The following is a 25,158-nucleotide window of genomic DNA, read 5'->3' on the forward strand; positions in this document are numbered from 1 at the left end:
TCTCTCCTCGTGTCGCCTAGTTTGCTGGTGTAGTCGCCGCCAGCCTAGTGCGTGACCGCACCTACAGGTCATCGGGTACGGCGACGACGCGGCCGTAGCCTACTGCGCGGTGATGCGGACCGGAAACTCGTCGCCGGCCTCGGGCCACGGTTGACGGCTGAGCATGTCGGCCACTGCCACGTGGCCCGCTTCGATCAGGCCGGATTTGGCGTCGACGATGCGGTAGGCCTGTTCCTGGCGGTGAATGGGTTGCCCTTCCAGCAGGATCACCCGCAGGTCGCCTTCGGCGAAGTGACAGCGGCGCTGCACCGCGGCCAGCAGCTGCTCGTTGTGCAGGTGGCCTTCGCCGAAGTTCCACCCGATCAGCGGGCCGGCGATGATCTCGCCGTCCCGGATGCTGTAGTCGGCTTGGTTGGCTCCTCCCAAGGCCCGCGGCAGCAGGCCGTTGAGTGCCCGGCCGTGCAGATGCATGGCCCGAAAGGCCCCTGGAACCTTGTCGGCCACCAGGTCGGCGGTGGGGCGGTCGTAGAGCCTGGCGAGCTGGTTGATGACCAGTGCCGAACTCTTGACCGTGCCCGCCTCGAGCGTGTCTTCGGCGCCGTCGCGGAAGCACCACAGGCTCGAGGCCCAGTTTCCGGCGTAGTAACGCATCCCCGGCAAAAACGAGATCTGTTGGGGAAACATGTTTCCCGCGATGGGCATGACCACCAGGCCGGCGACCAGAATGACCCCCAGCAGTGGTGAGCTCAGGTCGTACACCTGAATTTCCGTGTGGTGGCCGAAGAGATAGAACAGCGAGAAGATGAAGAACACGTTCCATTCCAACGGAACTCCCATCGGGAGGTTGGAGATGATGTTGAGGTGGAAGACCACCATGAATGCGATCAGCGCCCACCGCCAGGGCTGATCACCGGCGACCAGCACCAGCAGCGCCGGCACGATGAATTCGGCGGTGGTGCCGCCGACGTGCGCCATCAGTTGCGGTATCCGGGTGGGTCGCAGGTCGTTGAGGTGATCACGGTAGAGCAGGCGTTTGAACCGGGTGAACATCCTCGGCCGCAACAGGGCATTGTTGCTCATCATCACGGCCACCACATATGGGAAGTGATGGTTGAGTTTGGACGTCGCTGCGCCCCACCATAATCCGAGGAGTATGAGCTTGAACGCGGCCATCTGGTCGACGTAGGGAAAGAAGAACACCAGCAACGTCAGCCCGTAGTGCTCGGCGCGGGCCGCCAGGAAGATGGTCTTGTCCCGCAGCCCCAGCAGCACCAGTGCGGCGATGAGCGGGACCACCCGGACAGGGTCGATCAGGCCGATCGCGCCGGGGCCGCCGGGGCTGGTGTCCGGGACGCCCGGCGCGAGCAACACCCAGCTGCCGGAGGCCAGCACCGCGGCGTACAGCGCGACGTCGATGAGCGTCCGGGTGTCGCCGCCGGTGAGCGGGACCCGGTCCGGCCAGGGCGGCAGTCGAATCGTGTGAGGCCGCAGCCAGTACAGGAATCCGCCGATCGGCGGCCAGAATCGTCCGGTCAGCGGGCCGGAACCGCAGCCCAGTCCGAGGATCTCGAACAGCAAGCTGAAGACGACAAGCTTCTGGTAGACGATCGGCTCCGTCCACCACTGCGCCACTTCGCGCAGCCCGCCCAGCCCCGGCGTCAGTGCGACGACCGCCGCGGCGCCGCCGGCGTAGGCCGCGATCTTGAGCAGATACAGCAGGTAGACCGCCGACGGGGTGCCGAATCCGTGCTCGGCCCAGTGCCGGCTGCAGATCTGTGCCCGGGTTGCCCACGGAGTGGTGCGCCAGCCCGCTGGGTCCACGTCCGGAACCGACGGTTTGATGAACCCCATCTTGGCCTCACTCCCTGCCGTGTACCGCGTTCAGTTATAGCGGTAACCGCGGTCGGGCGAGGCGATTTCGGGCTCGGGTGCCGATTTGGGGCCCGCGACCGGTTCGGTGGATCACCGAACACACCCTCAGGCGTCTTCCAGCAACTCCGGGGTGACCGCGGACTCGGTGTCGGGGATGCCGTCCTGCTTGGCCTTGCGGTCGGCCATCGACAACAACCGCCGAATCCGGCCGGCCACCGCATCTTTGGTCATCGGCGGATCGGCGAGCCGGCCCAGTTCCTCCAGCGACGCCTGCCGGTGCTCGACGCGCAGCCTGCCGGCCGAGGCCAGGTGCTCGGGGACGGTGTCGCCCAGAATGTCCAGGGCGCGTTCCACCCGAGCCGCGGCGGCCACCGCGGCGCGGGCCGACCGACGCAGGTTGGCGTCGTCGAAGTTGGCCAGCCGGTTGGCCGTCGCGCGCACCTCACGGCGAATCCGGCGTTCCTCCCACACCAGCCGGGTGTCCTGGGCGCCCATCCTGGTCAGCAAGGCGCCGATCGCCTCGCCGTCGCGCACCACCACCCGGTCCGCACCGCGCACCTCGCGGGCCTTCGCGCTGACCCCGAGCCGCCGTGCCGCACCGACCAGCGCCAGCGCCGCCTCCGGGCCCGGACAACCGACCTCCAGCGCCGAGGACCGGCCCGGCTCCGTCAACGATCCGTGCGCCAAAAACGCTCCCCGCCAAGCGGCTTCGGCGTCGGCGACGCTACCGCCGACAACCTGGGCGGGCAGGCCGCGCACCGGTCGGCCACGCAAGTCCAGCAATCCGGTCTGGCGGGCCAGTGCTTCGCCGTCCTTGGTGACCCGCAGCACGTAGCGGGTGTTCTTGCGCATCCCGCTGGCGGTCAGGACATGCACGATCGCGCTGTAGCCGTACAGGTCGAAGATGTCCTTGCGCAACCGGCGCGCGATGACGCCCAGATCCACCTCGGCTTCGACCACGACCCGGCCGGCCACGATGTGCAGGCCGCCGGCGAAGCGCAGCAACGCCGCGACCTCGGCGCGGCGCGCCGTGACCGAACTAACCACGAGACGGCTCAGCTCGTCCTTGACTTCCGCCGTCATCGCCACGACTTGTCACCTCCCGGCCCGAGCCCGCTCGGTCCACTCACGCCGGATCGCCGGCCCCCGCCCTCGACGGGCGCTGTGGCCGGTGTCGGGATCCTCCGCGACGACGCGCCGGTATCTCGAACCCCGTCCAGCGCTGCCGCCAATTTTCCTGGGTCATGTAAAGGTGTACCAGGTCTGGCGACGTCCACGAACCGAACCTCGGCTTCAAACAGGGTCGCAGCGCGACGCAACTGTACGCGTTCGCGTTCACTGGGCACCCGGCCGGCGTCGATGATGATGTGATCGACGGTGAAACCCGGGGCGTGCTGGGCCAAGACGTGCAGGTGGCGCTCCACCGAGAATCCGGCGGTCTCCCCCGGTTCGGCGACCAGGTTGAGCACCAGGGCGCGGCGGGCTTTGGTGCCCTGCAGCGCCGACGCCAGCCCGGGTACCAGCAGGTGCGGGATCACGCTGGTGAACCACGATCCCGGGCCCAGCACCACCAGATCCGCCGACATGATGGCGTCGACGGCTTGCCTGGTCGCCGGCGGGTTGCCCGGCAGCAACCGCACCCGGCGAACCTTGCCCGGAGTGGTCGCGATCGCCACCTGGCCGCGGATCAGCCGGGACAGCCGTGGGTCGGCGTCGAGCCCGGACACGTCGGCTTCGATCTGCAGCGCGATCGGGCACATCGGCAGCACCCGTCCCTTGACGCCGAGCATCCGCCCGAGTTCATCGAGCGCCGCGACCGGGTCGGCCAGCACCTCGTTGAGGCCGGCCAGCAGCAGGTTGCCGATTGGGTGGCCGGCCAGCGCGCCGGTGCCGCCGAACCGGTGCTGCAGGATGGTGGCCCACAGCCGTCCGGTGGGGCTGTCGGAGGCCAATGCCGCCAGCGCCATGCGGAGATCCCCCGGCGGCACCACGTCCAGCTCGCCGCGCAACCTCCCCGACGAGCCGCCGTCGTCGGCCACGGTGACCACCGCTGTGACGTGCGGGGTCAGCCGCCGGGCGGCCGACAGCGTCGCATACAGGCCGTGCCCGCCGCCGAGCGCAACGATGCCCGGGTTGCCGTTGGCGGGCTCCACACTCATTGCCGCCGCTCCTCATCGCTCCGCAAGCTCCGTCGCCCGCAAGCGGGCGGGGGTACCCCCAACCGCACAGCGGCGAGGGGGTGTGCCCCCACGGCATCGTCGCCGGCGCAACTCATTCGCGACCCAGATCCCGGTGCAGGACGCGCACCGACAACTCGTCCAACGCGTCCTCGGTGTCCAACCGCAACGCCAGCGCCTCGGCGATGGCGACACTGCGGTGCTTGCCGCCGGTGCACCCGATGGCCACGGTCATGTATCGCTTTCCCTCTCGTCGGTAGCCGCCCACCACCAGCGACAGCAGCCGATGGTAGGCGTCGAGGAATTCGTCTGCACCCGGCTGGCTCAACACGTAGTCGCGCACCGCCGGATGCTGTCCGGTGTGCGGACGCAGTTCGTCGACCCAGTGCGGATTGGGCAGAAACCGCACATCCATCACCATGTCGGCGTCCATCGGCAGACCGTACTTGTAGCCGAAGGACTCGACGGTAACCGATGTCGGCGCACTGACGGCGTCCCCGCCGAACATCTCCTCGATGCTCTCCCGCAGCTCGCGCACACTGAGCACCGAGGTGTCGATCACCAGGTCGGCCACCGCGCGCACCGGCGCCAGCATGACCCGCTCGGCGGTGATGCCCTCGGTGAGCGTCTGCTGGCCCTGCAGCGGATGACTGCGACGGTTGTGCTCGTAGCGGCGGATCAACACGTCGTCGCCGGCCTCCATGAACAGCACTCGGGGGTTGATGCCGCGGGTGGCCAGCTCGGTGCGCACCGAGTCGAGGTCGCCGGTGAATCCGGCCGAACGCACGTCCATCACCACCGCCAGCTGGGTGATCCGCGAGCCTGCCGCCAAGCCCAGGTCCACCATCCGGGCGATCAGCTCCGGTGGCAGGTTGTCTGCGACGTACCAGCCCAGGTCCTCGAGCACCTTGGCGGCGGTCCCGCGCCCCGCACCGGACAGCCCGGTGACCAGCACCACGTCGATGCCGGCACCGTCTCCGGGGCCGCCGACGTCGCGCTCTCGCACGCCCTTGGGCACTTCGCTGTTCATCCCGACATCCGTTGCTGTTCAGCGGCACCCGTCGTGCCGTCGGCCCCCAGTGCCTCGAGCACGGCCGCCGCAGTCGCCGCGCCGATTCCCGGGATCGAGGTGAGCTCCTCGACGGTAGCCCGTTTCAGCCGCGCCACCGAGCCGAAATGGGAGATCAGCACCTTGCGCCGATGCTCACCGAGCCCGGGCACCGCGTCCAGCACCGACGCCGTCATCCGCTTGGACCGCTTGCTGCGGTGGTAGGTGATGGCGAACCGGTGGGCTTCGTCGCGGATCCGCTGCAGCAGATACAGGCCTTCGCTCTGCCTCGGCAGGATGACGGGGTCCGGTTCAGCGGGCACCCACACCTCCTCCAGCCGCTTGGCCAGGCCGATCGTCGCGACGTCGGTGATACCGAGCTCGGCGAGTACCGCGGCCGCCGCGTTGACCTGCGGGGCGCCCCCGTCCACCACATACAGATTCGGCGGATAGGCGAACTTACGTGATTTGCCTTCCGGGGCAAGCACTTCGGTGTCCAGGTGACGACGGAACCGGCGGCGGGTGACCTCGGCGATCGATGCCACGTCGTCGGAGCGGCCCTCGCCGGCCGCCTCCCGGATGGCGAAGTGGCGGTAGTCCGACTTTCGGGGCAAGCCGTCCTCGAACACCACCAGGGACCCGACCACGTCGGTGCCCTGCACGTGGCTGATGTCGACGCATTCGATGCGCAGCGGAGCGTCGGCGAGCCCCAATGCCTCCTGAATGTTCTGCAGCGCAGCAGACCTGGCGGTGAAGTCCCCGGCCCTTTTCAGCTTGTGTTGCTGCAGTGCGTCTTTGGCATTTCGTTCAACGGTCTCGGCCAGTGCCCGCTTGTCACCGCGCAACGGCACCCGCAGCGACACCCGCGAGCCCCGCAGCTCGGAGAGCCAGCTGATCAATTCGTCGGCGTTGGCCGGCAGACAGGGCACCAGCACCTCGCGCGGCACCGGGTTGATCGGCTCGTCGGCCGAGCCCTCCAGCGCAGCCTGATCGCCGTAGAACTGGGTGACGAACTGCTCAACGAGACGCTCCAGCGAGTTCTCGGAATCTCCGGGGTCGCCGGGCTTTTCGACGATCCAGCCGCGCTGGCCGCGAACCCGCCCGCCACGCACGTGGAAGACCTGGACCGCCGCCTCCAGATCGTCGTCGGCGAACGCCGCGACGTCGGCGTCGGTGCCGTCGCCGAGCACCACGGCCTGCTTCTCCAGCGCCCGTTTCAGCGCGGCCACATCATCTCGCAACCGCGCGGCCCGCTCGAAGTCGAGCTCATCGGAGGCCGCCAGCATCTGCTGCTCGAGGCTGCGCACCAGCCGGTCGGTCTTGCCCGCCAGGAAGTCGCAGAAGTCCTCCACGATCCGGCGGTGCTCCTCGGCGCTGACGCGTCCGATGCACGGCGCCGCGCACTTGCCGATGTAACCCAGCAGGCAGGGCCGTCCGATCTGTTGATGCCGCTTGAAAACCCCGGCCGAGCAGGTGCGCGCCGGAAACACCCGCAGCAACAGGTCCAGGGTTTCGCGGATCGCCCAGGCGTGCGAGTAGGGACCGAAGTACCGAACCCCCTTGCGGCGCGGTCCGCGATAGACCATCAGCCGCGGGTATTCCTCGTTGAGGGTGACGGCCAGCACCGGATAGGTTTTGTCGTCGCGGTAGCGGACATTGAACCGCGGGTCGAACTCCTTGATCCAGTTGTACTCCAGTTGCAGCGCCTCGACCTCGGTGCCCACCACCGTCCACTCCACCTTCGCGGCAGTGGTCACCATCTGGCGGGTGCGCGGGTGCAGGCCGGCGACATCGGCGAAGTAGGACGTCAGCCGCGACCGCAGGCTTTTCGCCTTGCCCACGTAGATGACCCGGCCGTGTGAGTCGACGAACCGGTAGACACCGGGCTCGACGGGAATGGAGCCGGGCGCCGGGCGGTAGGTCGCGGGGTCTGGCACGTAACCAGGCTACTTTCTACGGCGAGCAGACATGAAAGCCCCGTTTTCAGGCAGAACAGCGGGCCGTCACTGCGGGTACCTCCCGGTTGCGGGGGACTTCTCGCCGGGGGGACGGTAACGCGCCACCAGGGCCCGCAGCGTGCGCATGGCTGCCACGGCGGCCTCCTTGTCGGCGGACTGGATGGCGACCAGCGGAATGTATTCGTCGTCGGGCAGCTCCAGCCGGGCCCATCGCTTGCCCGGCGGGAAAGACACCCCGAGCACCTCCGACCACGGGATCAACCGGTCGCCGAGCCCGTTTCGCACCGACACCCCGGATTCGCCCGCCCGCACCCGGGCCCGCGTCCACACCAGCAGGGAGCCGGCCACGATGATGCCCAGCACCACCACCGCCACCCGGTCGTAGGTGCGAAAGATGACCCCGCTGGAGCGGATCGTCAGCAGAAAGCTCACCACCACGTGAATCGCCACGATCAGGATCGCCGCACTCCACAAGCCGATGCGCATCAGGCGCGGACGCACCTCCAGATCCCACTGCGGGGATCCCGACCCGGCCATCACGGCGCGGCGCGCAGGTCGCGCAGGGTCAGCGCCGTGCTCAGCGCGGCGGCGGCGGCCTGAGCCCCCTTGTCTTCGCTCGACTCGGGCAGTCCGGCGCGGTCCAGCGCCTGTTCCTCATCGTTGACCGTGAGCACGCCGTTGGCCACCGGTATCGCCGCATCCAGCGACACCCGGGTCAGCCCCTGGGTGACCGCGTCACACACGTAGTCGAAATGCGGTGTCCCACCGCGGATCACCACTCCCAGTGCGATGACCGCGTCGTGGTTGCGGGCCACTTCCTGGGCCACCACCGGAATCTCGATGGCCCCGAGCACGCGCACCACCGTCGGTTCGGCGATGCCGGCGTCGGCGGCCACGGTGCGGGCGCCGGCCAGCAGGGCGTCACAGATCCGCGCGTGCCACGTGCTGGCCACGATCGCCAACCGCACGCCCGAGGCGTCCAGGGCCGGCATGTCCGGCACACCCAGGCCGCTCATCGATGCCGCTCTCCCACGACAGCGCGGCTCACAGCGCCCCGCCGAACTCGCCCGGCAGGTGTGCGGAATCGTCGAACTCCTCCAGTCCGGTCAGGTCGTGGCCCATCCGGTCGCGCTTGGTCATCAGGTAGCGGATGTTCTCGGCGTTGGCCCGTACCGGCAGCGGAACCCGCTCGATGATGTGCAACCCGTAGCCGTCCAGCCCCACCCGCTTGGCCGGGTTGTTGGTGAGCAGCCGCATCGAGCGGACGCCGAGGTCCACCAGGATCTGCGCCCCGATGCCGTAGTCGCGTGCATCGGCCGGCAGCCCCAGTTTGAGGTTGGCGTCCACGGTGTCGTCGCCGGCGTCCTGTAACTGGTAGGCCTGCAGCTTGTGCAGCAGCCCGATGCCGCGGCCCTCGTGGCCGCGCATGTAGAGCACCACCCCGCGGCCCTCGTGCGCCACCATCGCCAGCGCGGCGTCGAGTTGCGGCCCGCAATCGCAGCGCCGTGAACCGAACACGTCACCGGTCAAGCACTCCGAGTGCACCCGGACCAGCACGTCGTCGCCGTCGTGGTGCGGGCCGGCGATCTCGCCGCGAACCAGCGCCACGTGCTCGACGTCCTCATAGATGCTGGTGTAACCGACCGCCCGGAACTCGCCGTGGCGGGTCGGGATGCGGGCCTCGGCGACCCGCTCGATGTGCTTCTCGTGCTTGCGGCGCCACTCGATCATGTCCGCGATCGAGATCATCGCCAGACCATGCTCGTCGGCGAAGACCCGCAGCTCGTCGGTCTTGGCCATCGCGCCTTCGTCCTTCTGGCTGACGATCTCGCAGATCGCGCCGGCGGGCTGCAGGCCGGCCATCCGGGCCAGGTCGACCGCGGCCTCGGTGTGGCCCGGCCGGCGCAGCACCCCGCCGTCCTTGGCCCGCAGCGGCACCACGTGACCCGGCCGGGTGAACTCGTCGGCGGCGGCCGCCGGGTCGGCCAGCAGCCGCATCGTGGTGGCCCGGTCCGAGGCCGAGATACCGGTTCCCACATTGTTTTTCGCGTCGACGGTGACGGTGTAAGCGGTGCCGTGCTTGTCCTGGTTAAGCGCATACATCGGCAGCAGGCCCAGCCGGTCGCAGATGGCGCCGTCCAGTGGCACGCACAGATACCCGGAGGTGTAGCGCACCATGAACGCCACCAGTTCGGGGGTGGCCTTCTCGGCGGCGAAGATCAGGTCGCCTTCGTTCTCCCTGTCCTCGTCGTCGATGACGACGACGGCTTTTCCTGCCGCGATGTCGGCAACCGCCCGCTCGACGGTGTCCAACTTCGTCATCTATGCCACCCTTGAGTTCGCCGTCTCCGGGCCGCCCGATCGGCGTAACCCGCCCGTCCAGTATGAACCACCGGGGGGCCGCGCCTTGCCGCGTGACTCGGTGAGCGGGATCTGGCACCGTGTCGGCACGGCGCTCAGCAGCCCGCTAGCGGCCGTGACCGTGCCTTTACCAGCGGCGATCCCGGGTCAAGCCAACAGCAGCAACTCCGCGGCGGCCGCGAGCACCTGGTCGGTACCCTGCCCGAGATCTGCAAGGAGTTGGCTCACGTCCGCCCCGACGTCGCCGGGGGCGGTGATCATGTCGCGCAGGTCGCCGATCACCGGTACCAGCAGCTCGGTGACCAAAACCGTTGACAACGTGCTCGCGTAGACACCAGAAAGCAGGTTCATCAATTCGACGGATGAGGTGGCGAAGAACCACTGTCCGAGGCTCTCGGTCGGGTCGGTGGTGCCCAGCAAGAAGTCGTTGTCGGTGATCACGTCGCCCAGCCCGATATCGTTGAGGAAGCTGTCCAGATCACCCACATCCAGCCCGGAGCTGTCGCTGGTCAACGCCACCTCAGCACGGTGTGCCGCCGGGCCGAGAGTCGACAACACCGGCGCGGTGGCGACGCTGAGCACGGCGGCGAACAGCACCGCCCCGGTGGCAGATGTCACGCGATTGCCGCTGTGCAGCATTGATTCTCCTACGTCCTCGTCCGCAAGTCGGTAGGCCAACTTACGCCGCGAAGACCGCGATTCACCCGCCGTCACATGCCGCTGACAGTGACTTCGTAGGCAATTCACCGGCTGGTGGTCACCAGTCGCTCGACATACTTGGCGAGTAGCCGAGAGCTATACGGTGTTCTGACCAGCGTAAATGCAGGTCGAAACACAGCGGTGTAGTCAAAATATGTTGAGTGCAGCTAACGCCCGGTTCCGAGAACCGAGGGAGTCACGATGAACCGCACCACCCCCGCCAAAGCACGATTCGAGAACGTGTCAGACCCCGGTGCCACGCTGCCGGGTATGAACACCACAACCGACATCAACAACCCCAACGTGCCCATCCCCGCTGGCGCGACCAGCGTCAGTGACTGGGACGGCGGCGGGCGAATGATCTACGGCGCCACCTCGGAGACCGTCGAGGCATCTGGATCGCTGCGCGAAGATGTGGAAATCGCCACGGGCGGCTACCAGGAAGACGATGGCACTTTCGTCGGCTGGGAGGTTTGGGCCGGCCCGATACACCCGGACAACCCGATGACCGCAGCCCAGGCCCGCCAGATCGGCGAGGCGCTGATCACCGCGGCCGACGAGTTGGACGCGATCGCCGGGGCGGTGACCCGATGACCGCCGCGGGTGCCGACATCGGCGCCGCGCCGCAGCCGCCGTCATGGTGCCTGCCAGACGCCAAACCCGACTACGGCAGCGACAAGGCGGGCAACCCCGTGACCTACTGGGACCGTGGCGTCGGCGATTACGCGTGGATCGAGGGGCAAGACGCTGTCATCGACGGGCGGGTGTTTCGGTCGGCGGTCATCGGCTTCAGCGACCCGCCTGATCGCAAGACGGGCCTCAACGGGACGACCGCGTTGCAGTTGGCGCGGGAGCTGGTCGCCGCAGCGCAGCTTCTCGATGATGGCGAGGGAGCGGCCCGATGACCGCCACACAACGGTGCTGCAGTGGCGCCGACTTCCACAGTGGAGACTGCACCGCACCCGTCGACGTGCTCCTGGAGAGCGCCTACACGCATGCCGTAGCTGCCGCAGCAGCCATGAAAGCCGCACGCGCCCGCCTTCACGAGCGCGGCCAGTTCGTCGCCGACATCACCTTGTCGGCCGCAGCCGGCATCGGAAACCTGCGATGAACGCCGTCACCGCCAGCCCCCCACTGCCCGTCGGCGCGACCAGTTGCAGTGAGTTCGACGTGGAGGATGGTGCCCGCAGCGTCACGGCGGACATCGCCGGGAGCAAGGCAGTCCAAGTGTGGGCCGAGCAAGACCTCGACGGCCGGCTTACGGCCATCGGGATTCTCTTCGATCAGCGCGAGTCCGAGGAGGGGTATTCGGCGGCGCAGGTTCGCCAGCTTGTCCCGGTGCTACTGGAAGCCGCCGATCTTGCCGATCAGTGGGAGACGCGATGACCACCGAGCCCGCCGGCCCGGACCTGTTCGACCGCATCCATAGGGAATTCGACGACACTCCGCCTGAATCCTGGACCGAGGACGAAGCGCGTTTGGTTCTGCTCGTCCTGGAAGCGATTCGCCGGGGGCGCCAGCCAAAGCACCCGCGGCTCGACTTCCGGCCAGGTGGCCTGCAGAAATACCACTACAACTAGCCGCGAAGAAGGGGCGCACAATGAACAACATGGAGGCTCGACTGCGTGCCCGGATCATCGCGGGCAGGCGGCGAACAGACGTGGTCGGCAAACGTCTCATGGCTGGCAGACCGACGATGAGAACCATCCTTACCGCCATCCTGCTGGCCCTGGGCGCCATCTTCGCCACGCCGGCCCACGCTGACAGCAGGTCATTCCTTGACCGCGTGCACGCCAACGGACTGCCCGACCGCTACGGCTTCTTCGGAAACATGGGCGACTCGGAAACTCTGATGATCGGCAACATGACCTGCGACGGAATCAGAGCTGGCATACCACCGGATCAAGCAATGCCGAAATCCACCTGGGACACCGCGGGTCTGCGACCGATGCTCATCGAGGCGGCGCAGCACGAACTGTGCCCGGATACGCTCGGAGGTGCCGCATGAAAACCTACGCAGTCATCCTCGGCGTACTCGCAGCGCTACTCGCAGCGGTTCCCGCAGCGAACGCAGATCCGGCCGGCAACGCCATCTGCCGACTCCTGGCCGCAGGGAACACCCCCGAGGGTCTGGAGAACTCGGTGACGGTGCGACAGGTGCTCGGGCCGGACGCCACCGATGCCGATGCGCGGGTGTATATCAGGTCCGTGGTCGCGGGACAGTGTCCACAGTTCTTGTGGAGGTACTAAGCACTAACACCGACAGACCGGCCCCCTGGCGATTGCTGGGGGCCGGTTCTTTGTATCAACCTTTGTGTCATGCGGGACGCGGGGTGATCAGCAACGACAAAACCGGCGCCCGGCCACAGGCAGGGGCTGGTTCTTACGGCAGGTAGATCCATTAAAAGATCCGCGGCGCGCTACAGTTGTCGGTGGGCGATGGTCAACTAAGCGGTATCGTCAAAAATGTGCCAAGCCAGGAGAAGCAGCCCATGATTTCGGCCGACACCCTCAAGTTCGAACTCGACGGTCGACTCCAGCCTTTAGTAGAGGAGACGGGCAAGACCCACCTCAGCGTCCGATGGGAGGCGGGTCCCCGGATAGTGCGCGTTGGTGCGTGTATCGATCGGTACACCTGGGAAACTCGGATGCTGGTACTCGATGCCCTCCTAAAGTTCGAAGAGGCCCACGCTGACGAGTGGGCTCTTGAATTCGACATCTTGCCTTTGGAGTCTGTTCAGGACGAGGCGTTTGCCGAAGCCTGATGGGTGTCCGTAAGTGGCATTTGAAGCGGGCCGAACATCACAAGGCTGCGTCTGACTACTTGGTCGGCCATTTTGACGACTGGGCAGTGGTGGCGTTGTTCTACTCAGCCATGCACTACGTGCATTCTTCTCTGGCTGACGAACCCGGCCTCACTAAGGACGAGCGCAACCCGCGAAAGCATTCTGGCGTGGAGCAAGGTAGTCGCGGCACCAATCAACTCGTCAAAGCGGTCTACCCTTCGATAAGCGCCCCATACCGGAGCCTCTACGAGGCCTCGCGTCGTACGCGCTACGACATCGCGCAACTTGGAACGGCCGCGATCCCGCTGTTCAACCGACAATGGACAGAGATCAAGCAATTTTGTGAGGGTCTGAACCAGGGTCGGCCCTGGCTACCGAGCCAAGCCAACTGACGAGAGCTTCCCGGCTCAGACGGTTGTGGTCCAGTAACGCAGCGGCGTGCCTGGGCTCCAAGTGCAAAGCGCCGTTGTCACGGCGCGGAGGCGATTCCGGCTCAGGTGTTGCATTTGCAGCACGTCACCAGCTGAAGCTATCGCGGCAGCGACTGGCGAGAGCAAAGACACCGTGAGTTGGCGGTGCTCCCCTTTACTTAATAGTTGTTATGCGAACGCGGCGGTGCTCCTTCGGCGCGGGTTCTCCGCAGCCCCGTACAGGGCCAGGGTGGCGGCGACGAGCGGATGAATCCGGCATGACGAGTCCCGGCGGTCCCAGCCCCAACCCCCGGCGTCTCCGATGGGGCGTTTCTGCGCTCCCAGCACCGCATCGGTCAGTGAGGCTTGCCCGCGGTGGGTCAACGTGCCGGCCTTGAGCCGCGATTCGAACAGTCCGCAGCCTTTGGCCATGTCCCGCGCCGTGGACCTGGTGGCCTTGACGCGGCGGGCCTTCAGTTCGGGGATCATCTGCGCGGCCGGCGACAGGTCATCGATGATGATGGGCGTGCGCCAGTTGGCCACGTCGACGATGCACTCGACGGCGGCCGAGGTGTCGGAACCGGCGAACAGTTCCTCAACATGCACAGTGCCGTCATCGCGGCTCCAGCATCCGATGACCGAGATGTCCAGGCCGTGCGACATGTCCACACCGAGGGCATTGGGGGCCTCGTCCACGCCCGCGCCGAGTAGCTCCTGCCAGGCGGTGTCGGTGATGATCGCGGGCTGGCGCGCAGCGGCCGGCACCCACATCGACAATCGCTCAGCCTGGAACTGGCCCGCCGGCAGGATCGCCCGGTCATCGACGATGGCCTGCAACGGCACACGTCCCGCCGCAACGGCGGGATTGACCCGTACCCACATGTCCTGGTCGTCGATGTCGTGGCCCCACTCGGCGCACCACTCCCACCACGCCAGGCGCGGATTCAGGCCGTCGTGAGCGGTGGAGCGCATCGTCGCGAACGCCAGGGCATCGTGGGTCACGCCCGGTGCCGTACCGAAGTACAGCGACTGCGCCCGTGGCCGGGAGAACACCGTCGGTGCCAATGCGCCGACCTCGGCAGCCGGGAGGTCTTCGGCCTCATCGACCACCAGGCGGTCCACCGACAGACCGCGGCCCGCCGACGCCGAGCGGGTGGTGAACGCGATGCGCGCCCCGGAGTCCAGCTCGACGTACTCGGCGCCGATCATCTGCGAATGGCGGCGCACCCGGCGGGCGAGGTCGTCGTGACCCTGGATGACCGACCAGAGGCGGCGGAACGCATCCGATGAGGTCTTGACGGCGTGCGCGGTGTGCAGGATGTTCTCGCCCAGCTCGAACAGGCCGAACAGCTCGACGGCGAGCAAAATCTGGCCTTTTCCGTTCTGCCGCGATACCACCAGACCGGCTTGGGAGGCAGACCACGCACCGCCGGATTCACGCAGCAGCTCGCGCAGGATGTCGGCCTGCCAGTCATCGAGCGGGACACCGTAGGCCGCGGCCAGGTCGACGCAGTCCTGCCCTGTGGCCTCATCACCGGCCGGTACACGGGTGAACGTCGGCGACGTGGTGGCGGCCGCGGCGCTCATCTAGGCACCCCGTCTGCGGCGGCGTGCGGCGATCTCGTCCAGCTTCGACGTGCTGGTCGCCGGTGTCACCGCAGCCAGCGCCACCAGTGTCTGCCGGTACTCCCGGCCGACTGAGGCAAGGTCACGAGGCGACGTTTCCGGATCGGAGATCACGGCCTCCAAGCGGTCCCGAAGGGCCTCCAGCCGGGCAAAATCAGCGTTTGACGCTTCACGGGTCAATTGGGGCCTCCAGATTAATCCCTATGCCACGAGCCGGACTCGGGTGCTGGCCGGGGGTCACCCCCCACCCCCTTGGGCGGTCGAGGCTCTGACCTGCTGTTATGCGTGTGGGGTTCATTCAGTCACCCACCGTCGCGAGGTCTCGAACGTGCAGCCGGGGCGCGGGTTGTGGACGCCGTTGCAGCGCGGGCAGGGCTGGCCGTCGGGGGCGCAGCCAAGCCGGGTGGTGCGCTGGCCTGCCGGCGGGGTGAGGGTGACGCCGTAGTGAGCAGCAGCGGCGATGGCTGCGGCGTCGATGGTGGTTCCGCGGCGACGGTTGCAGGCACGATGCGAACTGGCTGCGTTGACGGGGTCGTGCTCGGGGCCACCGAGTGCTACCTGCCAAAGATGATCAAGCTGAAAACTCATGGGGTCCAGGTGGTCGGCGCCGTAGTCGATGTCACCACCGCAGATGTGACACGGCCCGCCTTCAGCCCTGATCTGCGCGCGCAGGCGCTTGGCTCGGATGTCGTTGATCCGCCGGGGTGCTCTCATGTGCCCTCCCTTGATGGTGTGAGCGCGGACCGGTCGTCGGGCTGACAAGGGCGACGACCGGCCCGCGACTTCCGCCACAGCCCGAGCGGAAGGGGACGCTGTGGGCCTGGCGTCACCAGTGGGCCGTAGGAGTGTCGGCCTTGCCTGGTGGTGTTCATGGGGGTGGTTAGAGGTAGTAGTTCGGCTTCTCGGGTTTGGTGGGTTGTTCTGGCGGCGTCTCGGCTAGGCGCTGCAGCTGCAGGTCGGCGCGCAGGTCTCCGGTGCTGGTGGTTGCGGAGCGCATGCGGTCGGCCACGTCGGCGGGCAGGTTGGGTGTGTGAACGTTGAAGACCATGGCGCAGGCGGTGTCGAAGTTGCCGCCTGAGGGCAGGTCATTCAATGCGGCGACGTCATCAGTCTGGCCGGTGCTGTCGGCATAGCGGCTGACGACGTCGGAGCAGCCGAGGGTGTCGGCGCGGCCGGCGATAGCGCGGGCGAGAATGTCGTCACCCTTGTCGAGTGCGCGCGTGAGCGCGGGGGCCAGTTCGTCGGGGTCGGTGATTCTGGCGACGCGGTCCTCGGCGTCCCGGTAGCTCAAAGTGGTGGCGGGGTCGGCGTTGGCGGGCAGCCCGAATAGCTTGCGCCCGAGTGTGCGTCGGGCGTTGTCGCTGGTGGTGACGAAATCATCACGCAGAGAGACGGCCTGCTGGCGGGCGTCGAGGATGGCCTTGGCGACTTGGTGGACGATGCCGTCGGTGGAGTAGTTGGGGTTGCTGGTGATGGTATCCACCTCGGCCTGGAGGTCGGAGCGGAGGCGGGCCATCTTGGTTTTGGCGTCGTTGAGCTTCATTGGGGCTTCTCCTATGTCAGGTGATCTGTACGGTGTTGAGGTGCCGGCTGTGGATGAGCCAGCGGCAGCCGTGGCGTTTGGCGGGTATTCGCCCGTTGCGACACCATTTTCGAATTGCCCTGTCGGTGACGCCGAGTTGCTCGGCGGCCTGGGTGGTGGTCATCCATGGGTTTGATTCTTGCGGCTTTGGTTGCGCCGCTGCTGGTTTCGTTCCGGAACCGGAACGGTGGCTGAGGGCTGACAGATGCAACGCCGCCAGCACTTCGTAGGCCGCTGGATCGGCGGCGCGCAGGTTGATACGGCGGTCTGCGGTCAGGCCGGCTTGGGTTTCGAGCCAGTGCGCGATACGTGGCGGGACCATGACCGCACCGTCCGGCCCTATGTGGCTGGCGATACGGTCCGCCCAGTTGTCGGCGGCATTCATTTGCGGGCCTTCCATCCTCGCGGCCCGACGGGTGATAATTGGGGGCGTAATTGACAGGAGCCAATGTGATGAATCGCGCTACTTCGGCAACGGGAATCGGGGTTGTGTCGCTGGGATTGCTGCTCGGCCCGGTCGCAGTGACCCAGGCAGACGACCAGGCGTTCTTGGACCAGATTCCGCCGCGCAACTACATCTCCATGTGGACGACCGATGCGGGGCGGTTGGCCCAGGGTTACCAGCTCTGCACGATGATCAAGACCGGCACACCACCTCACGTGATTGCCGAGTCCTACAGGTGGGATGACGGCTGGGCGTGGGTGAATGCTGCACAGCGTGAGCTGTGCCCTGACACCCTGGAAGGCGCGGCCGGCCACAACGGCTGATGTGGTTGACCGCAGCGGCTTTCCCATGACTCAGTAAAGGTCGTTAGAACCAAACAGCGTGCCAACTGCGTTCCACATGGTTTGCAACGTCCGCACGGCCTGTCCTAGTGGGTCGTCCATGTCGCCACCGGAGCCGACGGTGATGTCGAAGGTTTTCGGAGTGTCCTCGTCGTAGTGCAAGCGGATGCCGCTCACTTGATCCGTGTAGAGCAGCCCGTCAATCTCAAACAGGGTGCGGTCACCGAGGTCGAAGTCGAAATAGACCGAGTACGGGCGCCGATTCCAGATCGACACTTTGAAGGATTGGTACGGGCGGGTTTTCCAATGTCCTTGTCGAATCGTGAGTGCCGAGCTGATGGTGTAGGCGGTCCCGCCGCCCTCTTGCGTGAAATATTCGAGGTACCCGAAGTTCCCGGCCTCGATTTCACGCAATGGGTCTGTGTATCGCTGGAAGGCCAGCAGCATGTTGTCAAATTGACCTTGGTAAATCTCCTCCAGGCCGGAACCCTGTGGCGCGGGGCCGGTTTGGTTCGTGGGGCCGCCACCAACGTTGACGATCTGGAATTGCGACAAGCCGTACTTGATTCCAAAGGTCTGAAGTTGGTTAACCCAGCCGGGTGATTTCCCGCCTGCAAGAATGCTTTTCGCTGTGCTCTTGAACGTTGCGTGCTCACTGGACTTGATAGCCGACTGAGGTGTTGAGTCGCGGAAGACGATGCTCGGCAGGCTCGGCGCGATGCCGATTAGGTCACGAATGATTGGCGGTACGTTTCGCCCGGTGCGTGGGTCGATGGCGTCGGCATCGCGGAACTCATACAGCAGCTCCGAAATCAGGTCATCGGCAGTGGTGGCGACCAGGTTGATCGCGCCGTCAACAGCGGTGCCCGTGAGGCCCACAACACCCGACTTGTCTTCCACCGCAATGACAAGGCAGGCACGCGAGGGGCGTGCGGCTTCCTGACCGATGAGCGCGGCCAGCTCCGGGTGCGGGGAGTCCTCATCTTCGGGTAGCCATGTATAGACGCGGACGTGACACCCGGCGTCCTTGAGCAACCCCTGGCAGGTGTCGTGAGCCGGCGACCAGCGCGAGGCGATGACAGAGAAGCGGCTGGTGTCGGTGAACGGGTTCACGAACTGCGCCTGTATGGGCCAGCCCAGTGGCGACCACAACTGCCCATCCGTCAGCGGCTTGAACCACGCGCCGGGATTCACAAAATTGTCGATGATGCCCAGCGGCGGCCAGAAGATTCGCGCGAGGTTGATGAACGCCGTCGCCGAGACGATGGTGCGTGTGTTTCCAGGCAGCACCCAGGCTTTGAGCGGTTGGACCTCCGGGGCGAACCACGGTGTGGCGGCAAAATATAAGTGTTTCCAGTGCTCGCGGTTCTCGGCCACGTCCAGGTGCAGCTCGTGTAAGCCCGCTTCGGTGCGGACCTGACGAACAGCAGTCACCTTGCCTCCCCAGCGCCACCGCCAGTTGCGGCGATTCGGGTACGGGTCAATCGTGATATTCAAATCGTCGTTCGCCCGGACATCGGTGCGGAGAAAGCGGTTAATCCAGTCGCTGCCGCGCAAGATGATGCTGCCGGTGCCGGTGTCGTGCAGGAGCTGGTTGACATCCAATGACTTCTCGCCGCCGATGACGCCGATGAACTCCATGTTCTTGTCCCAAAGCCGAATCAACGGTCGGGCTTTGGATTCGGCGTCGATGACCTCGCGCTTAGCAAGTGCGTAACGGTAGGCAGAGATGGGGGCCGTGAGCGGGTCGGGAACGCCGTTGGCGCCGATGGGAGGGAATGTGACCGTCATGGGCGGCCCGCCATCGTCGGCAGTCGGCTGCCCTGATGCTCGGGAGGGCGAACGCGCCTGATCAGCGCATCAAAGTCTTCGTCGGAAAGTTCAGCGAGCTGTTGCTCCACCTCGGCCGGAAGTTCGCTCATGCGCGTACTCCTGCACCGTTTCCCGCTTGAACAGCCAGCGTCCGCCGATTAGCTGTCCGTCGAGGTCCGCGTGCAGCCGTTGCGCCTGCCGCTTGGACACGCCGAGGATGTCGGCTGCCTCTCGCGCTGTAATCCATACATCCGATTGTGTTGGCACAGCAGATATCTGATGTCCCGAGTCGGACACCGGCGTGCGGATGGCCGCGTCAATTCGCCGGTAGAGCAGCTCCACTGATCGAGGCACCGGGCGCTGTCGAATACGTTGCTGCCGCATAAAGTGCGCCAGCCCGTAGTAGCAGGCCTGCACCTCGGTTTCGTTTAGCTGAACGTCGGTCATGTCGGCGGCACCTCGACCAGCACCAGCTCGGCGCCAAACTCGATGTCGGCGTAGTAAGCCAGCACAGGGCCCAAGCCATGATGGCCATGCTCCGCGGCCTCCTCGATTCGCCAAGTAGCCCAAAGCCAACGGCCTTCCGAATGCTCTTCGCCGGCAACGATCTCGTCCTCGTCAATGCCGAACAGCAGCGCCAACCCGGCGTTGTCGATATGCAGATTCTCGCCGTCCAGGACGTAGCGCACAACAATGCGGTTCGTCGTGATCAGGTCGTCGAGGTCGTCGCTGTCGTGGATGTCAGTCATGGTGTTGGCCCTTCGATTTGGTGGCGAGGATTCCGAGGGCACGGTCTTGACGCGCCCGGTGTGTGCCGCCGCTTCTGCGGCAGGGCTCGTCGGCTCGTGCGCGGCAGGTCGGGCAGGCCACGGCGAGGGCAAATTCGGCGGTCATCATGACGCCACCGCCTGTCGTGGTCGCCGTCCCCGCCCAGCCGGTCGATACGCCCCGCCGGTGACCCCGCGGGGGCGCCGATGACGGTGGATTGAGCCGACCCATTGCGCGCACTCCCGGCGCACGGGGCACCCGCGGCAGATCGCGAGGGCCGAGGCAATGGCGTCGTCGTGCCCGTCCTCGGCGGCCTGGAACACCGCCTGGCGGTCGCGGCAAGCGGCCCCCGGTAGCGCGGGCATGTCGCGAAAAATGGCCGCCAGCAGGTCAATGACAGCCTCGCCATTGAGTGCGCTCATAGGGTGCCGCCCCCGGCGCAGGTGCACCGCTGGCCATCGGTAGCCGCGCGGTAGGCGGCGATGGCGGCTTCCAGGGTTGCGACATCGGCGGCGCCGAAACTGTACGGTCCAGCCTCAATGCGCCACCCCGCCGCGGTGTCGTGTGTTAACCGGACGGGTAGCGCGACCCAGGCGTCCATCTCGTCGACGTAGGGCTCGGTGAAGCCGAAGCAATCGATGATGGCGCGGTGGTGCTCCTGGTTGGCGACGGCGCGATCCGAGTCGAGGACTGGAAATTCGGTGTGGCGATTCATCTGCGGAGGTCTCCTTCTAGTTGTCCGTGGCGCATTCAAGACAGCGGCCGGCGGTAATGGATTCGGGTCGGGTCAGTTCGGTGCCGCATGGGCACGTCGCCTTTGTTGCGGGGGTGGGCCGCGATTCATCTGCTACATCTGCTACATCTGCGCCAGCGCAGTCGGGCTCAGGTGACCCATTTGGATCACCTGTAGCGGGTGGAGCGGATGTAGCACGTACGTCGGGTAGGTACCGCGACCACGCGTCGATGAACTGGGCGGTGGTGTATCCACGCAACCCCCGCTCTCCGGCATGGAGTTTCGACCCAATGCCGTACTTACCCAGTCGTTGTGACAGACCACGACTATCGAGGGGCTCACCACGGCGAATGGTCGACCAGGGTGATTCATCCATCCGATTTAGCTCGGAGAGCAACTGTTCAGTGGTGAGCTGGTCGGCACCAACGTCGACGAACGCCTGTCTGATGTCGCGCAGAAGAAGTACACCGACACTGGGGGCCTTTTCCTTGGATGCTGCTACAAGTGCTACAGCCGCTCCACGAGCCCGTTGTGGCCAGTCCCCACCGGCGAGGTCGGCCACGGCAAGTAGGGCCTCCCATACGTCGGCGTCACGGTCAGTAACCGAGTCGGGAAGATCGGGCCAAAAATCACCAGCCAGGCGCGCAACGACGGCGCCCGAGGTAGCCCAGGTGGCCAACTGCTCGCGAAGCGCGTGCGCTTCCGGGTGATTGACCCGCGGTCGCCAGGGTTCGACATCCTCACCGGGTGCACGTCGACGCATCCGCACCACCACCGACCGCGACATGATGGTGTCGGGCAGGTCATCGAGACCGGCGAGCATCACCGCGCAATAAGCGGGCAGTTCCTCGGTTTCGACCACCTTGCCGCGCATGACGCACCGGCCGGCGGTGGCTCCCTTGCGATGCCCTGCGTTGAGCATCCCGCGGATGTCTTCGTTGTCCTTGGCCTTCGGCCCGAACACCGTGTCGACTTCGTCGTACAGGATGGTGGGCCGCCCGTCTTCGTCGGACACCTTGCGGAACAAGTAGGCCGGGGTGGTGTTCACCGCGTGCACCGGCCGAGGCACCAGAGGTTCGGTGACCTCTAGTGCCCTCGACTTGCCTGACCCCGGCTCTGGTGACAAGAACGCGATGCGCGGTGTCGATTCCCAGTGGTCCATCAACCAGGCGTGAACTATCCAGAGCACGTGAGCAACTCGGGCGTGATGACTTGGGTAGACCACGAACCGGGCTAGAAACGTCTCGATGTCATCGAGCAATCGCGCGCCGGCTGTCTGGCCATCCTCGTCAGGCCAGGTCGGTTCGGGCCAATCGTGACCGTAAGGAATGTCGCTCATGCGGCCTCCCCACCATTCAGGCGCTCAGCCAGTGCCCGGTCAGCGCCGCCGCGCCGCCATAAGGCACGGCGGGCTTCGAGATTGAGCAGCGGCGCAAGCCCCTCGGCCTCTAGGTGTTCGACGGTCCAACGCCACATATCGAGCTGGTTGTCGGTCAGCGGTATCGACGGGTGCTCAGTCGGCCAGGGGTCGGCGCAACCAGTGCTGAGGATCGCCAGGCGCTGTGCCGCCTCGCGACGACGGGTTAATGGATGCATGACGCCACCCCCGCTCGGCGACGGCAGACCGGCCCGATTCCGCGGCCCACCGACACGTCGGCCCGGAGTGGATGCCGACAGACACGGCAGCGCGGCACGTCCTGCTGGGCGCACGATTCGCTATGCTGGGCGGCACTGGTGTGTGCGGTTAGGAATCGGCCGGTCTCTTGGCGGGGGCCGGCCTTTTCAATGGGCGGGCTCCCCCCGCTGCGGGCGGCCATTACGCGCCCTCTTTGCGGGCTCGCCGCGCAGTAGCCGACTTAAGCGCCAGCGCCTTGAAGTACGCCTGCCTGGCCGCGTCCGCGCGTTTGGCGCGTTCGTCTGGCGGCAGAATACGGTCGGGGTCTACTTGATCCTCAAACCGCCTATTGAACGCCTCACGCGGCTTGCGGGTACGCGCGGAGCGGTCCTCGGTGTTCGCCCAAGATGTGTAGGCGCCGAGCTGCGCTCGTAGTTTTCGTTCGGTCGGTGTTAACCCTGTTGTGGGCACGGTTCGTCAGCCTTCCGCTGAACGAACCCCGTCCATGGGTTCCGGCCTTGAGCGTCCCGCTCGGGATGGCGACTCGCCCTCGCGGGCGGCGCTGGCCAAACAGTTGAACTAGCACAGTGTAGCCCATGCGGTGTGCTTTGAGCGGTTAGCGCCCACGGGTGTGTCGCCGACGTTCAGCTAGCCGCGCTTCGAATTCTTCCACGCGCATTACGTCGGCCTTTGGTTTCCTTACCGCCTGCCGCCCAACAGATTTAGTCCTCAGATTCTCTATTGCTGGCGGCTCATAATCGAATGTTTCGCCAGTCGGGCGAACTTTGTGAACATCAGCACCACGGCGCAGTTCCTCGATGACTTCGAGTCGATCTGCGATGTAGTCGCCGTGACGGCTGCACCTCATCAGCAGCGGTGGATAGTCCTGTTCGAGCTGGGGAGGTAGTGCGAGCAGCGCGATAATTCCATGTCGCAACGGCTCATTCATTGGCTTACCTGATGCGGAAAGAGTCTCGTAGTGCTCGGATATCCATCGCGAGCGTGCGCGGTCGCCCAGCACTTCTCCGTTGACGATGACACGGTGCCAGCTATCAGCTGTGACGGCCCACGACGATGCGAACAGCGGGCCGAATTCGGGAACAGTCCCGACGGTTGCCAGTTTGGCTCGGCACTTAGAACATCGGATCTCGAGCGTTGGCCGCACTCCCTGTTCATTGCTCGCCTGCACTGCGGCGGCGGTTCGCTCGCGCACTGCGGGATCGCCAGCTTCCAGTCGCAACATCACAACTCCCCCAGGTTCAGGCCGCGCGCCTCGGCGGCGGCACGCTCAGCGGCACTTGCGGTCGTGTACCTGTCCAGCATCGATCGCGACGACCAGCCGGCCACCGCCATCAATCCCTGCTCAGACCCGCCGGCCCGAAGCCATCGTGTCGCCGCCGTGGACCGCATCAGGTGCACATGAAAGCCGGTGATGCCCGCACGCTCGGCCCGGATCTTGAGCGCCCTGTCTAGACCGTGATAGCCAAGGCCTTGGCCGTTGCCGCCGAGCCACATCACCGGTCCATCCCCAAGTCGGTGTCCACGGCGCATACGTAGGTATCGGTCCACGGCTGCGGCGGTCATCGGGCCGAACGGGACAACACGGCCTTTGCCGCCCTTGCCGCGCCGGACGACGGCTATCCCCCGCGACACGTCGATGTCGTCGGGCAGTGCCATCCCAAGCAGCTCCCCCGCCCGCACGCCCGTCTCGGCCATGAACCGCACGATGGCCTCGTCACGTCTGTCGATCAGATCCTTGCCCGCGCAGGCTTTGATGAGCGCCTTCAGTTCGTCGTCGGTGAGCGCCCGCGTCACCTTCGTGTCCAGCTTCGGCGGCGTGATTCCGGTCAGCGGGTCCGACTCGAGTTCGCCCTCGTCGACCAGCCACGCGACGAACCGCCGCACTGCCTGGTGCCTACTACGCGCCGTGGCCGGCGCGGCACCGTCCGCGAGTAGGTCGGCGGTGAATGCCTGCACATTGGTCCGTGTTATCTCCGGCGCGGTGTCGGCGGCCTCGGCCCAGCGCAGGAATGCCAGCACGCCTTCCCGGTACGCGGCGATTGTTGATGGTGATTTGCGCTCGGCGCGCAGGGTCAGCCGCCATGAGTCCAGTAGTCCGTACAAGTCCGGCAAAGAACCACCCATGCTGAATATCTTGACATGTAGCGGTGTACTTACGTGGTAACCTCGCCGTGACGGGCAAAATCGCACGTCAACCAACTAGGGCCGGGCAAGCAACCGCTCAACATACTTGGCGATGACGTCGACCTCGAGATTGACCAGCGTGCCGACCGGGGCGCGACCCAGCGTGGTCAGCTGCAGGGTGGTCGGAATCAGCGACACCTCGAAGAAGTCGTCGGGGTCACAGCCCAGCCCGGCGACGGTCAGCGAGACGCCGTCGACGGTGATCGAGCCCTTCTCCACCACATAGCGCGCCAGGGCGGCGGGCAGCGCGATGCGCACCACCTCCCAGTGCTCGCCGGGAGTGCGGGAAAGCACCCGGCCGGTGCCGTCCACGTGGCCCTGCACGATGTGGCCGCCCAGCCGGCTGCCCAGTGCGGCCGCGCGCTCCAGGTTGACCGGCCCGCCGACCTGCAGGGATCCCAGGCTGGACCGATCCAGCGTCTCGCGCATCACATCGGCGGAGAACCGGCCGCCGGGCAGCACCTCCACCACCGTCAGGCACACCCCGTTGACGGCAATCGAATCGCCGTGGCGGGCGTCGGACACGACGGTCGGGCCCTGGATGACCAGGCGCGCGGCGTCGGTCAGCTCGTCGCGGCTGACCAGCTCGCCCAGTTCCTCGACGATTCCGGTGAACATCACAACAGGCTAGCGACGATCGCAAGCGCGACGGAGTCGGGCGCAGCGGGTCGGCGCCATCGGTTATGCGCCCGCTGGACCGCCCCCGGCTGGGGGGCCTCT

The 25,158-nt window shown here is 66.3% G+C and carries 34 protein-coding genes; 10 read left to right on the forward strand and 24 right to left on the reverse strand.

Features of this window, described 5'->3' with window-relative positions; all coding sequences use genetic code 11:
* Nucleotides 1-99: 99 nt before the first annotated feature.
* The 9 genes from ACAG20_RS04330 to ACAG20_RS04370 form a co-directional block, all read right to left on the reverse strand.
* Nucleotides 100-1,851 (reverse strand): DUF3556 domain-containing protein, encoded by a 1,752-nt coding sequence (locus ACAG20_RS04330; RefSeq protein ID WP_370491642.1) that lies wholly within the window; start codon nucleotides 1,849-1,851, stop codon nucleotides 100-102.
* Between the two features lie 126 nt (nucleotides 1,852-1,977).
* Nucleotides 1,978-2,955 carry a DNA-binding protein WhiA gene (gene whiA, locus ACAG20_RS04335; protein WP_085975770.1) on the reverse strand — a complete coding sequence of 326 codons (978 nt, stop codon included), beginning with the start codon at nucleotides 2,953-2,955 and terminating at the stop codon, nucleotides 1,978-1,980.
* Complete coding sequence (yvcK, locus tag ACAG20_RS04340) at nucleotides 2,952-4,031, reverse strand: uridine diphosphate-N-acetylglucosamine-binding protein YvcK (RefSeq protein ID WP_370491643.1); 1,080 nt, start codon at nucleotides 4,029-4,031, stop codon at nucleotides 2,952-2,954. The genes whiA and yvcK overlap by 4 nt, the downstream gene beginning before the upstream one ends.
* Before the next feature lie 112 nt (nucleotides 4,032-4,143).
* A complete protein-coding gene (gene rapZ, locus ACAG20_RS04345) occupies nucleotides 4,144-5,079 on the reverse strand; it encodes an RNase adapter RapZ (protein WP_370491644.1) in 936 nt (311 codons plus the stop codon).
* On the reverse strand, nucleotides 5,076-7,034 hold the full coding sequence (uvrC, locus tag ACAG20_RS04350; protein WP_370491645.1) for an excinuclease ABC subunit UvrC: 1,959 nt from the start codon (nucleotides 7,032-7,034) through the stop codon (nucleotides 5,076-5,078). The genes rapZ and uvrC overlap by 4 nt, the downstream gene beginning before the upstream one ends.
* 66 nt (nucleotides 7,035-7,100) lie before the next feature.
* On the reverse strand, nucleotides 7,101-7,592 hold the full coding sequence (locus tag ACAG20_RS04355; RefSeq protein WP_370491646.1) for a PH domain-containing protein: 492 nt from the start codon (nucleotides 7,590-7,592) through the stop codon (nucleotides 7,101-7,103).
* Entirely contained in the window at nucleotides 7,592-8,071 is a 480-nt protein-coding gene (gene ribH / locus ACAG20_RS04360) for a 6,7-dimethyl-8-ribityllumazine synthase (protein WP_013829216.1), read from the reverse strand. The genes ACAG20_RS04355 and ribH overlap by 1 nt, the downstream gene beginning before the upstream one ends.
* 28 nt (nucleotides 8,072-8,099) lie before the next feature.
* Nucleotides 8,100-9,377: a bifunctional 3,4-dihydroxy-2-butanone-4-phosphate synthase/GTP cyclohydrolase II gene (locus ACAG20_RS04365; protein WP_370491647.1), complete on the reverse strand. Its 1,278-nt coding sequence runs from the start codon at nucleotides 9,375-9,377 to the stop codon at nucleotides 8,100-8,102.
* Between the two features lie 186 nt (nucleotides 9,378-9,563).
* Nucleotides 9,564-10,055 (reverse strand): hypothetical protein, encoded by a 492-nt coding sequence (locus ACAG20_RS04370; RefSeq protein ID WP_370491648.1) that lies wholly within the window; start codon nucleotides 10,053-10,055, stop codon nucleotides 9,564-9,566.
* Between the two features lie 261 nt (nucleotides 10,056-10,316).
* On the opposite strand from ACAG20_RS04370, the gene ACAG20_RS04375 reads away from it, so the two are divergent.
* From ACAG20_RS04375 to ACAG20_RS04415, 9 genes are all read left to right on the forward strand, one after another.
* Nucleotides 10,317-10,709, forward strand: coding sequence for a hypothetical protein (locus ACAG20_RS04375; RefSeq protein WP_370491649.1), 393 nt, complete (start codon nucleotides 10,317-10,319; stop codon nucleotides 10,707-10,709).
* Complete coding sequence (locus ACAG20_RS04380; protein WP_370491650.1) at nucleotides 10,706-11,020, forward strand: hypothetical protein; 315 nt, start codon at nucleotides 10,706-10,708, stop codon at nucleotides 11,018-11,020. The genes ACAG20_RS04375 and ACAG20_RS04380 overlap by 4 nt, the downstream gene beginning before the upstream one ends.
* Nucleotides 11,017-11,226, forward strand: coding sequence for a hypothetical protein (locus ACAG20_RS04385; RefSeq protein WP_370491651.1), 210 nt, complete (start codon nucleotides 11,017-11,019; stop codon nucleotides 11,224-11,226). Before ACAG20_RS04380 ends, ACAG20_RS04385 begins: the two co-directional genes overlap by 4 nt.
* Nucleotides 11,223-11,501, forward strand: a complete 279-nt coding sequence (locus ACAG20_RS04390; RefSeq protein WP_370491652.1) for a hypothetical protein — start codon at nucleotides 11,223-11,225, stop codon at nucleotides 11,499-11,501. The genes ACAG20_RS04385 and ACAG20_RS04390 overlap by 4 nt, the downstream gene beginning before the upstream one ends.
* Nucleotides 11,498-11,695 carry a hypothetical protein gene (locus ACAG20_RS04395; protein WP_370491653.1) on the forward strand — a complete coding sequence of 66 codons (198 nt, stop codon included), beginning with the start codon at nucleotides 11,498-11,500 and terminating at the stop codon, nucleotides 11,693-11,695. Before ACAG20_RS04390 ends, ACAG20_RS04395 begins: the two co-directional genes overlap by 4 nt.
* Before the next feature lie 20 nt (nucleotides 11,696-11,715).
* The gene (locus ACAG20_RS04400; protein ID WP_370491654.1) at nucleotides 11,716-12,123 is read left to right on the forward strand and encodes a DUF732 domain-containing protein; all 408 of its coding nucleotides are present in this window, start codon (nucleotides 11,716-11,718) and stop codon (nucleotides 12,121-12,123) included.
* Nucleotides 12,120-12,365, forward strand: coding sequence for a hypothetical protein (locus ACAG20_RS04405; protein WP_370491655.1), 246 nt, complete (start codon nucleotides 12,120-12,122; stop codon nucleotides 12,363-12,365). Before ACAG20_RS04400 ends, ACAG20_RS04405 begins: the two co-directional genes overlap by 4 nt.
* 182 nt (nucleotides 12,366-12,547) lie before the next feature.
* On the forward strand, nucleotides 12,548-12,880 hold the full coding sequence (locus tag ACAG20_RS04410) for a hypothetical protein (RefSeq protein ID WP_370491656.1): 333 nt from the start codon (nucleotides 12,548-12,550) through the stop codon (nucleotides 12,878-12,880).
* Nucleotides 12,880-13,293 carry a hypothetical protein gene (locus ACAG20_RS04415; protein ID WP_370491657.1) on the forward strand — a complete coding sequence of 138 codons (414 nt, stop codon included), beginning with the start codon at nucleotides 12,880-12,882 and terminating at the stop codon, nucleotides 13,291-13,293. Before ACAG20_RS04410 ends, ACAG20_RS04415 begins: the two co-directional genes overlap by 1 nt.
* A 207-nt stretch (nucleotides 13,294-13,500) precedes the next feature.
* Here ACAG20_RS04415 and ACAG20_RS04420 read toward each other — a convergent pair whose 3' ends face one another.
* The 4 genes from ACAG20_RS04420 to ACAG20_RS04435 all read right to left on the reverse strand — a co-directional run bounded on the left by ACAG20_RS04420 (nucleotide 13,501) and on the right by ACAG20_RS04435 (nucleotide 16,904).
* Nucleotides 13,501-14,898, reverse strand: a complete 1,398-nt coding sequence (locus tag ACAG20_RS04420; RefSeq protein ID WP_370491658.1) for a hypothetical protein — start codon at nucleotides 14,896-14,898, stop codon at nucleotides 13,501-13,503.
* 333 nt (nucleotides 14,899-15,231) lie between these two features.
* Nucleotides 15,232-15,651: an HNH endonuclease gene (locus ACAG20_RS04425; RefSeq protein ID WP_370491659.1), complete on the reverse strand. Its 420-nt coding sequence runs from the start codon at nucleotides 15,649-15,651 to the stop codon at nucleotides 15,232-15,234.
* A 166-nt stretch (nucleotides 15,652-15,817) separates the two neighbouring features.
* Nucleotides 15,818-16,480: a hypothetical protein gene (locus ACAG20_RS04430; RefSeq protein ID WP_370491660.1), complete on the reverse strand. Its 663-nt coding sequence runs from the start codon at nucleotides 16,478-16,480 to the stop codon at nucleotides 15,818-15,820.
* Between the two features lie 16 nt (nucleotides 16,481-16,496).
* The gene (locus ACAG20_RS04435; protein WP_370491661.1) at nucleotides 16,497-16,904 is read right to left on the reverse strand and encodes a helix-turn-helix domain-containing protein; all 408 of its coding nucleotides are present in this window, start codon (nucleotides 16,902-16,904) and stop codon (nucleotides 16,497-16,499) included.
* Between the two features lie 68 nt (nucleotides 16,905-16,972).
* Between ACAG20_RS04435 and ACAG20_RS04440 the strand changes: the two genes are divergently transcribed.
* A complete protein-coding gene (locus ACAG20_RS04440; protein WP_370491662.1) occupies nucleotides 16,973-17,287 on the forward strand; it encodes a DUF732 domain-containing protein in 315 nt (104 codons plus the stop codon).
* A gap of 30 nt (nucleotides 17,288-17,317) precedes the next feature.
* On the opposite strand, the gene ACAG20_RS04445 is transcribed toward ACAG20_RS04440, so the two are convergent.
* From ACAG20_RS04445 to ACAG20_RS04495, 11 genes are all read right to left on the reverse strand, one after another.
* Nucleotides 17,318-19,096 (reverse strand): hypothetical protein, encoded by a 1,779-nt coding sequence (locus ACAG20_RS04445; protein ID WP_370491663.1) that lies wholly within the window; start codon nucleotides 19,094-19,096, stop codon nucleotides 17,318-17,320.
* 90 nt (nucleotides 19,097-19,186) lie between these two features.
* Nucleotides 19,187-19,564: a helix-turn-helix domain-containing protein gene (locus ACAG20_RS04450; protein ID WP_370491664.1), complete on the reverse strand. Its 378-nt coding sequence runs from the start codon at nucleotides 19,562-19,564 to the stop codon at nucleotides 19,187-19,189.
* The gene (locus tag ACAG20_RS04455; protein ID WP_370491665.1) at nucleotides 19,561-19,866 is read right to left on the reverse strand and encodes a hypothetical protein; all 306 of its coding nucleotides are present in this window, start codon (nucleotides 19,864-19,866) and stop codon (nucleotides 19,561-19,563) included. Before ACAG20_RS04455 ends, ACAG20_RS04450 begins: the two co-directional genes overlap by 4 nt.
* 144 nt (nucleotides 19,867-20,010) lie before the next feature.
* Entirely contained in the window at nucleotides 20,011-20,307 is a 297-nt protein-coding gene (locus tag ACAG20_RS04460) for a WhiB family transcriptional regulator (protein WP_370491666.1), read from the reverse strand.
* Complete coding sequence (locus ACAG20_RS04465) at nucleotides 20,304-20,600, reverse strand: hypothetical protein (protein ID WP_370491667.1); 297 nt, start codon at nucleotides 20,598-20,600, stop codon at nucleotides 20,304-20,306. The genes ACAG20_RS04460 and ACAG20_RS04465 overlap by 4 nt, the downstream gene beginning before the upstream one ends.
* Before the next feature lie 16 nt (nucleotides 20,601-20,616).
* Nucleotides 20,617-21,957, reverse strand: a complete 1,341-nt coding sequence (locus ACAG20_RS04470; RefSeq protein WP_370491668.1) for a DUF3631 domain-containing protein — start codon at nucleotides 21,955-21,957, stop codon at nucleotides 20,617-20,619.
* A complete protein-coding gene (locus ACAG20_RS04475) occupies nucleotides 21,954-22,214 on the reverse strand; it encodes a hypothetical protein (RefSeq protein ID WP_370491669.1) in 261 nt (86 codons plus the stop codon). Before ACAG20_RS04475 ends, ACAG20_RS04470 begins: the two co-directional genes overlap by 4 nt.
* On the reverse strand, nucleotides 22,202-22,435 hold the full coding sequence (locus ACAG20_RS04480; RefSeq protein WP_370491670.1) for a DUF6011 domain-containing protein: 234 nt from the start codon (nucleotides 22,433-22,435) through the stop codon (nucleotides 22,202-22,204). Before ACAG20_RS04480 ends, ACAG20_RS04475 begins: the two co-directional genes overlap by 13 nt.
* Nucleotides 22,436-22,849: 414 nt before the next feature.
* Nucleotides 22,850-23,476, reverse strand: a complete 627-nt coding sequence (locus ACAG20_RS04485) for a hypothetical protein (RefSeq protein WP_370491671.1) — start codon at nucleotides 23,474-23,476, stop codon at nucleotides 22,850-22,852.
* Nucleotides 23,476-24,378, reverse strand: coding sequence for a tyrosine-type recombinase/integrase (locus tag ACAG20_RS04490; RefSeq protein WP_370491745.1), 903 nt, complete (start codon nucleotides 24,376-24,378; stop codon nucleotides 23,476-23,478). The genes ACAG20_RS04485 and ACAG20_RS04490 overlap by 1 nt, the downstream gene beginning before the upstream one ends.
* 75 nt (nucleotides 24,379-24,453) lie before the next feature.
* The gene (locus tag ACAG20_RS04495; RefSeq protein ID WP_370491672.1) at nucleotides 24,454-25,056 is read right to left on the reverse strand and encodes a riboflavin synthase; all 603 of its coding nucleotides are present in this window, start codon (nucleotides 25,054-25,056) and stop codon (nucleotides 24,454-24,456) included.
* Nucleotides 25,057-25,158: the final 102 nt, after the last annotated feature.

Origin of the sequence: Mycobacterium sp. pW045 (genome assembly GCF_041287085.1) — a bacterium.
GTDB classification, from domain to species: Bacteria; Actinomycetota; Actinomycetes; order Mycobacteriales; family Mycobacteriaceae; genus Mycobacterium; species Mycobacterium algericum_A.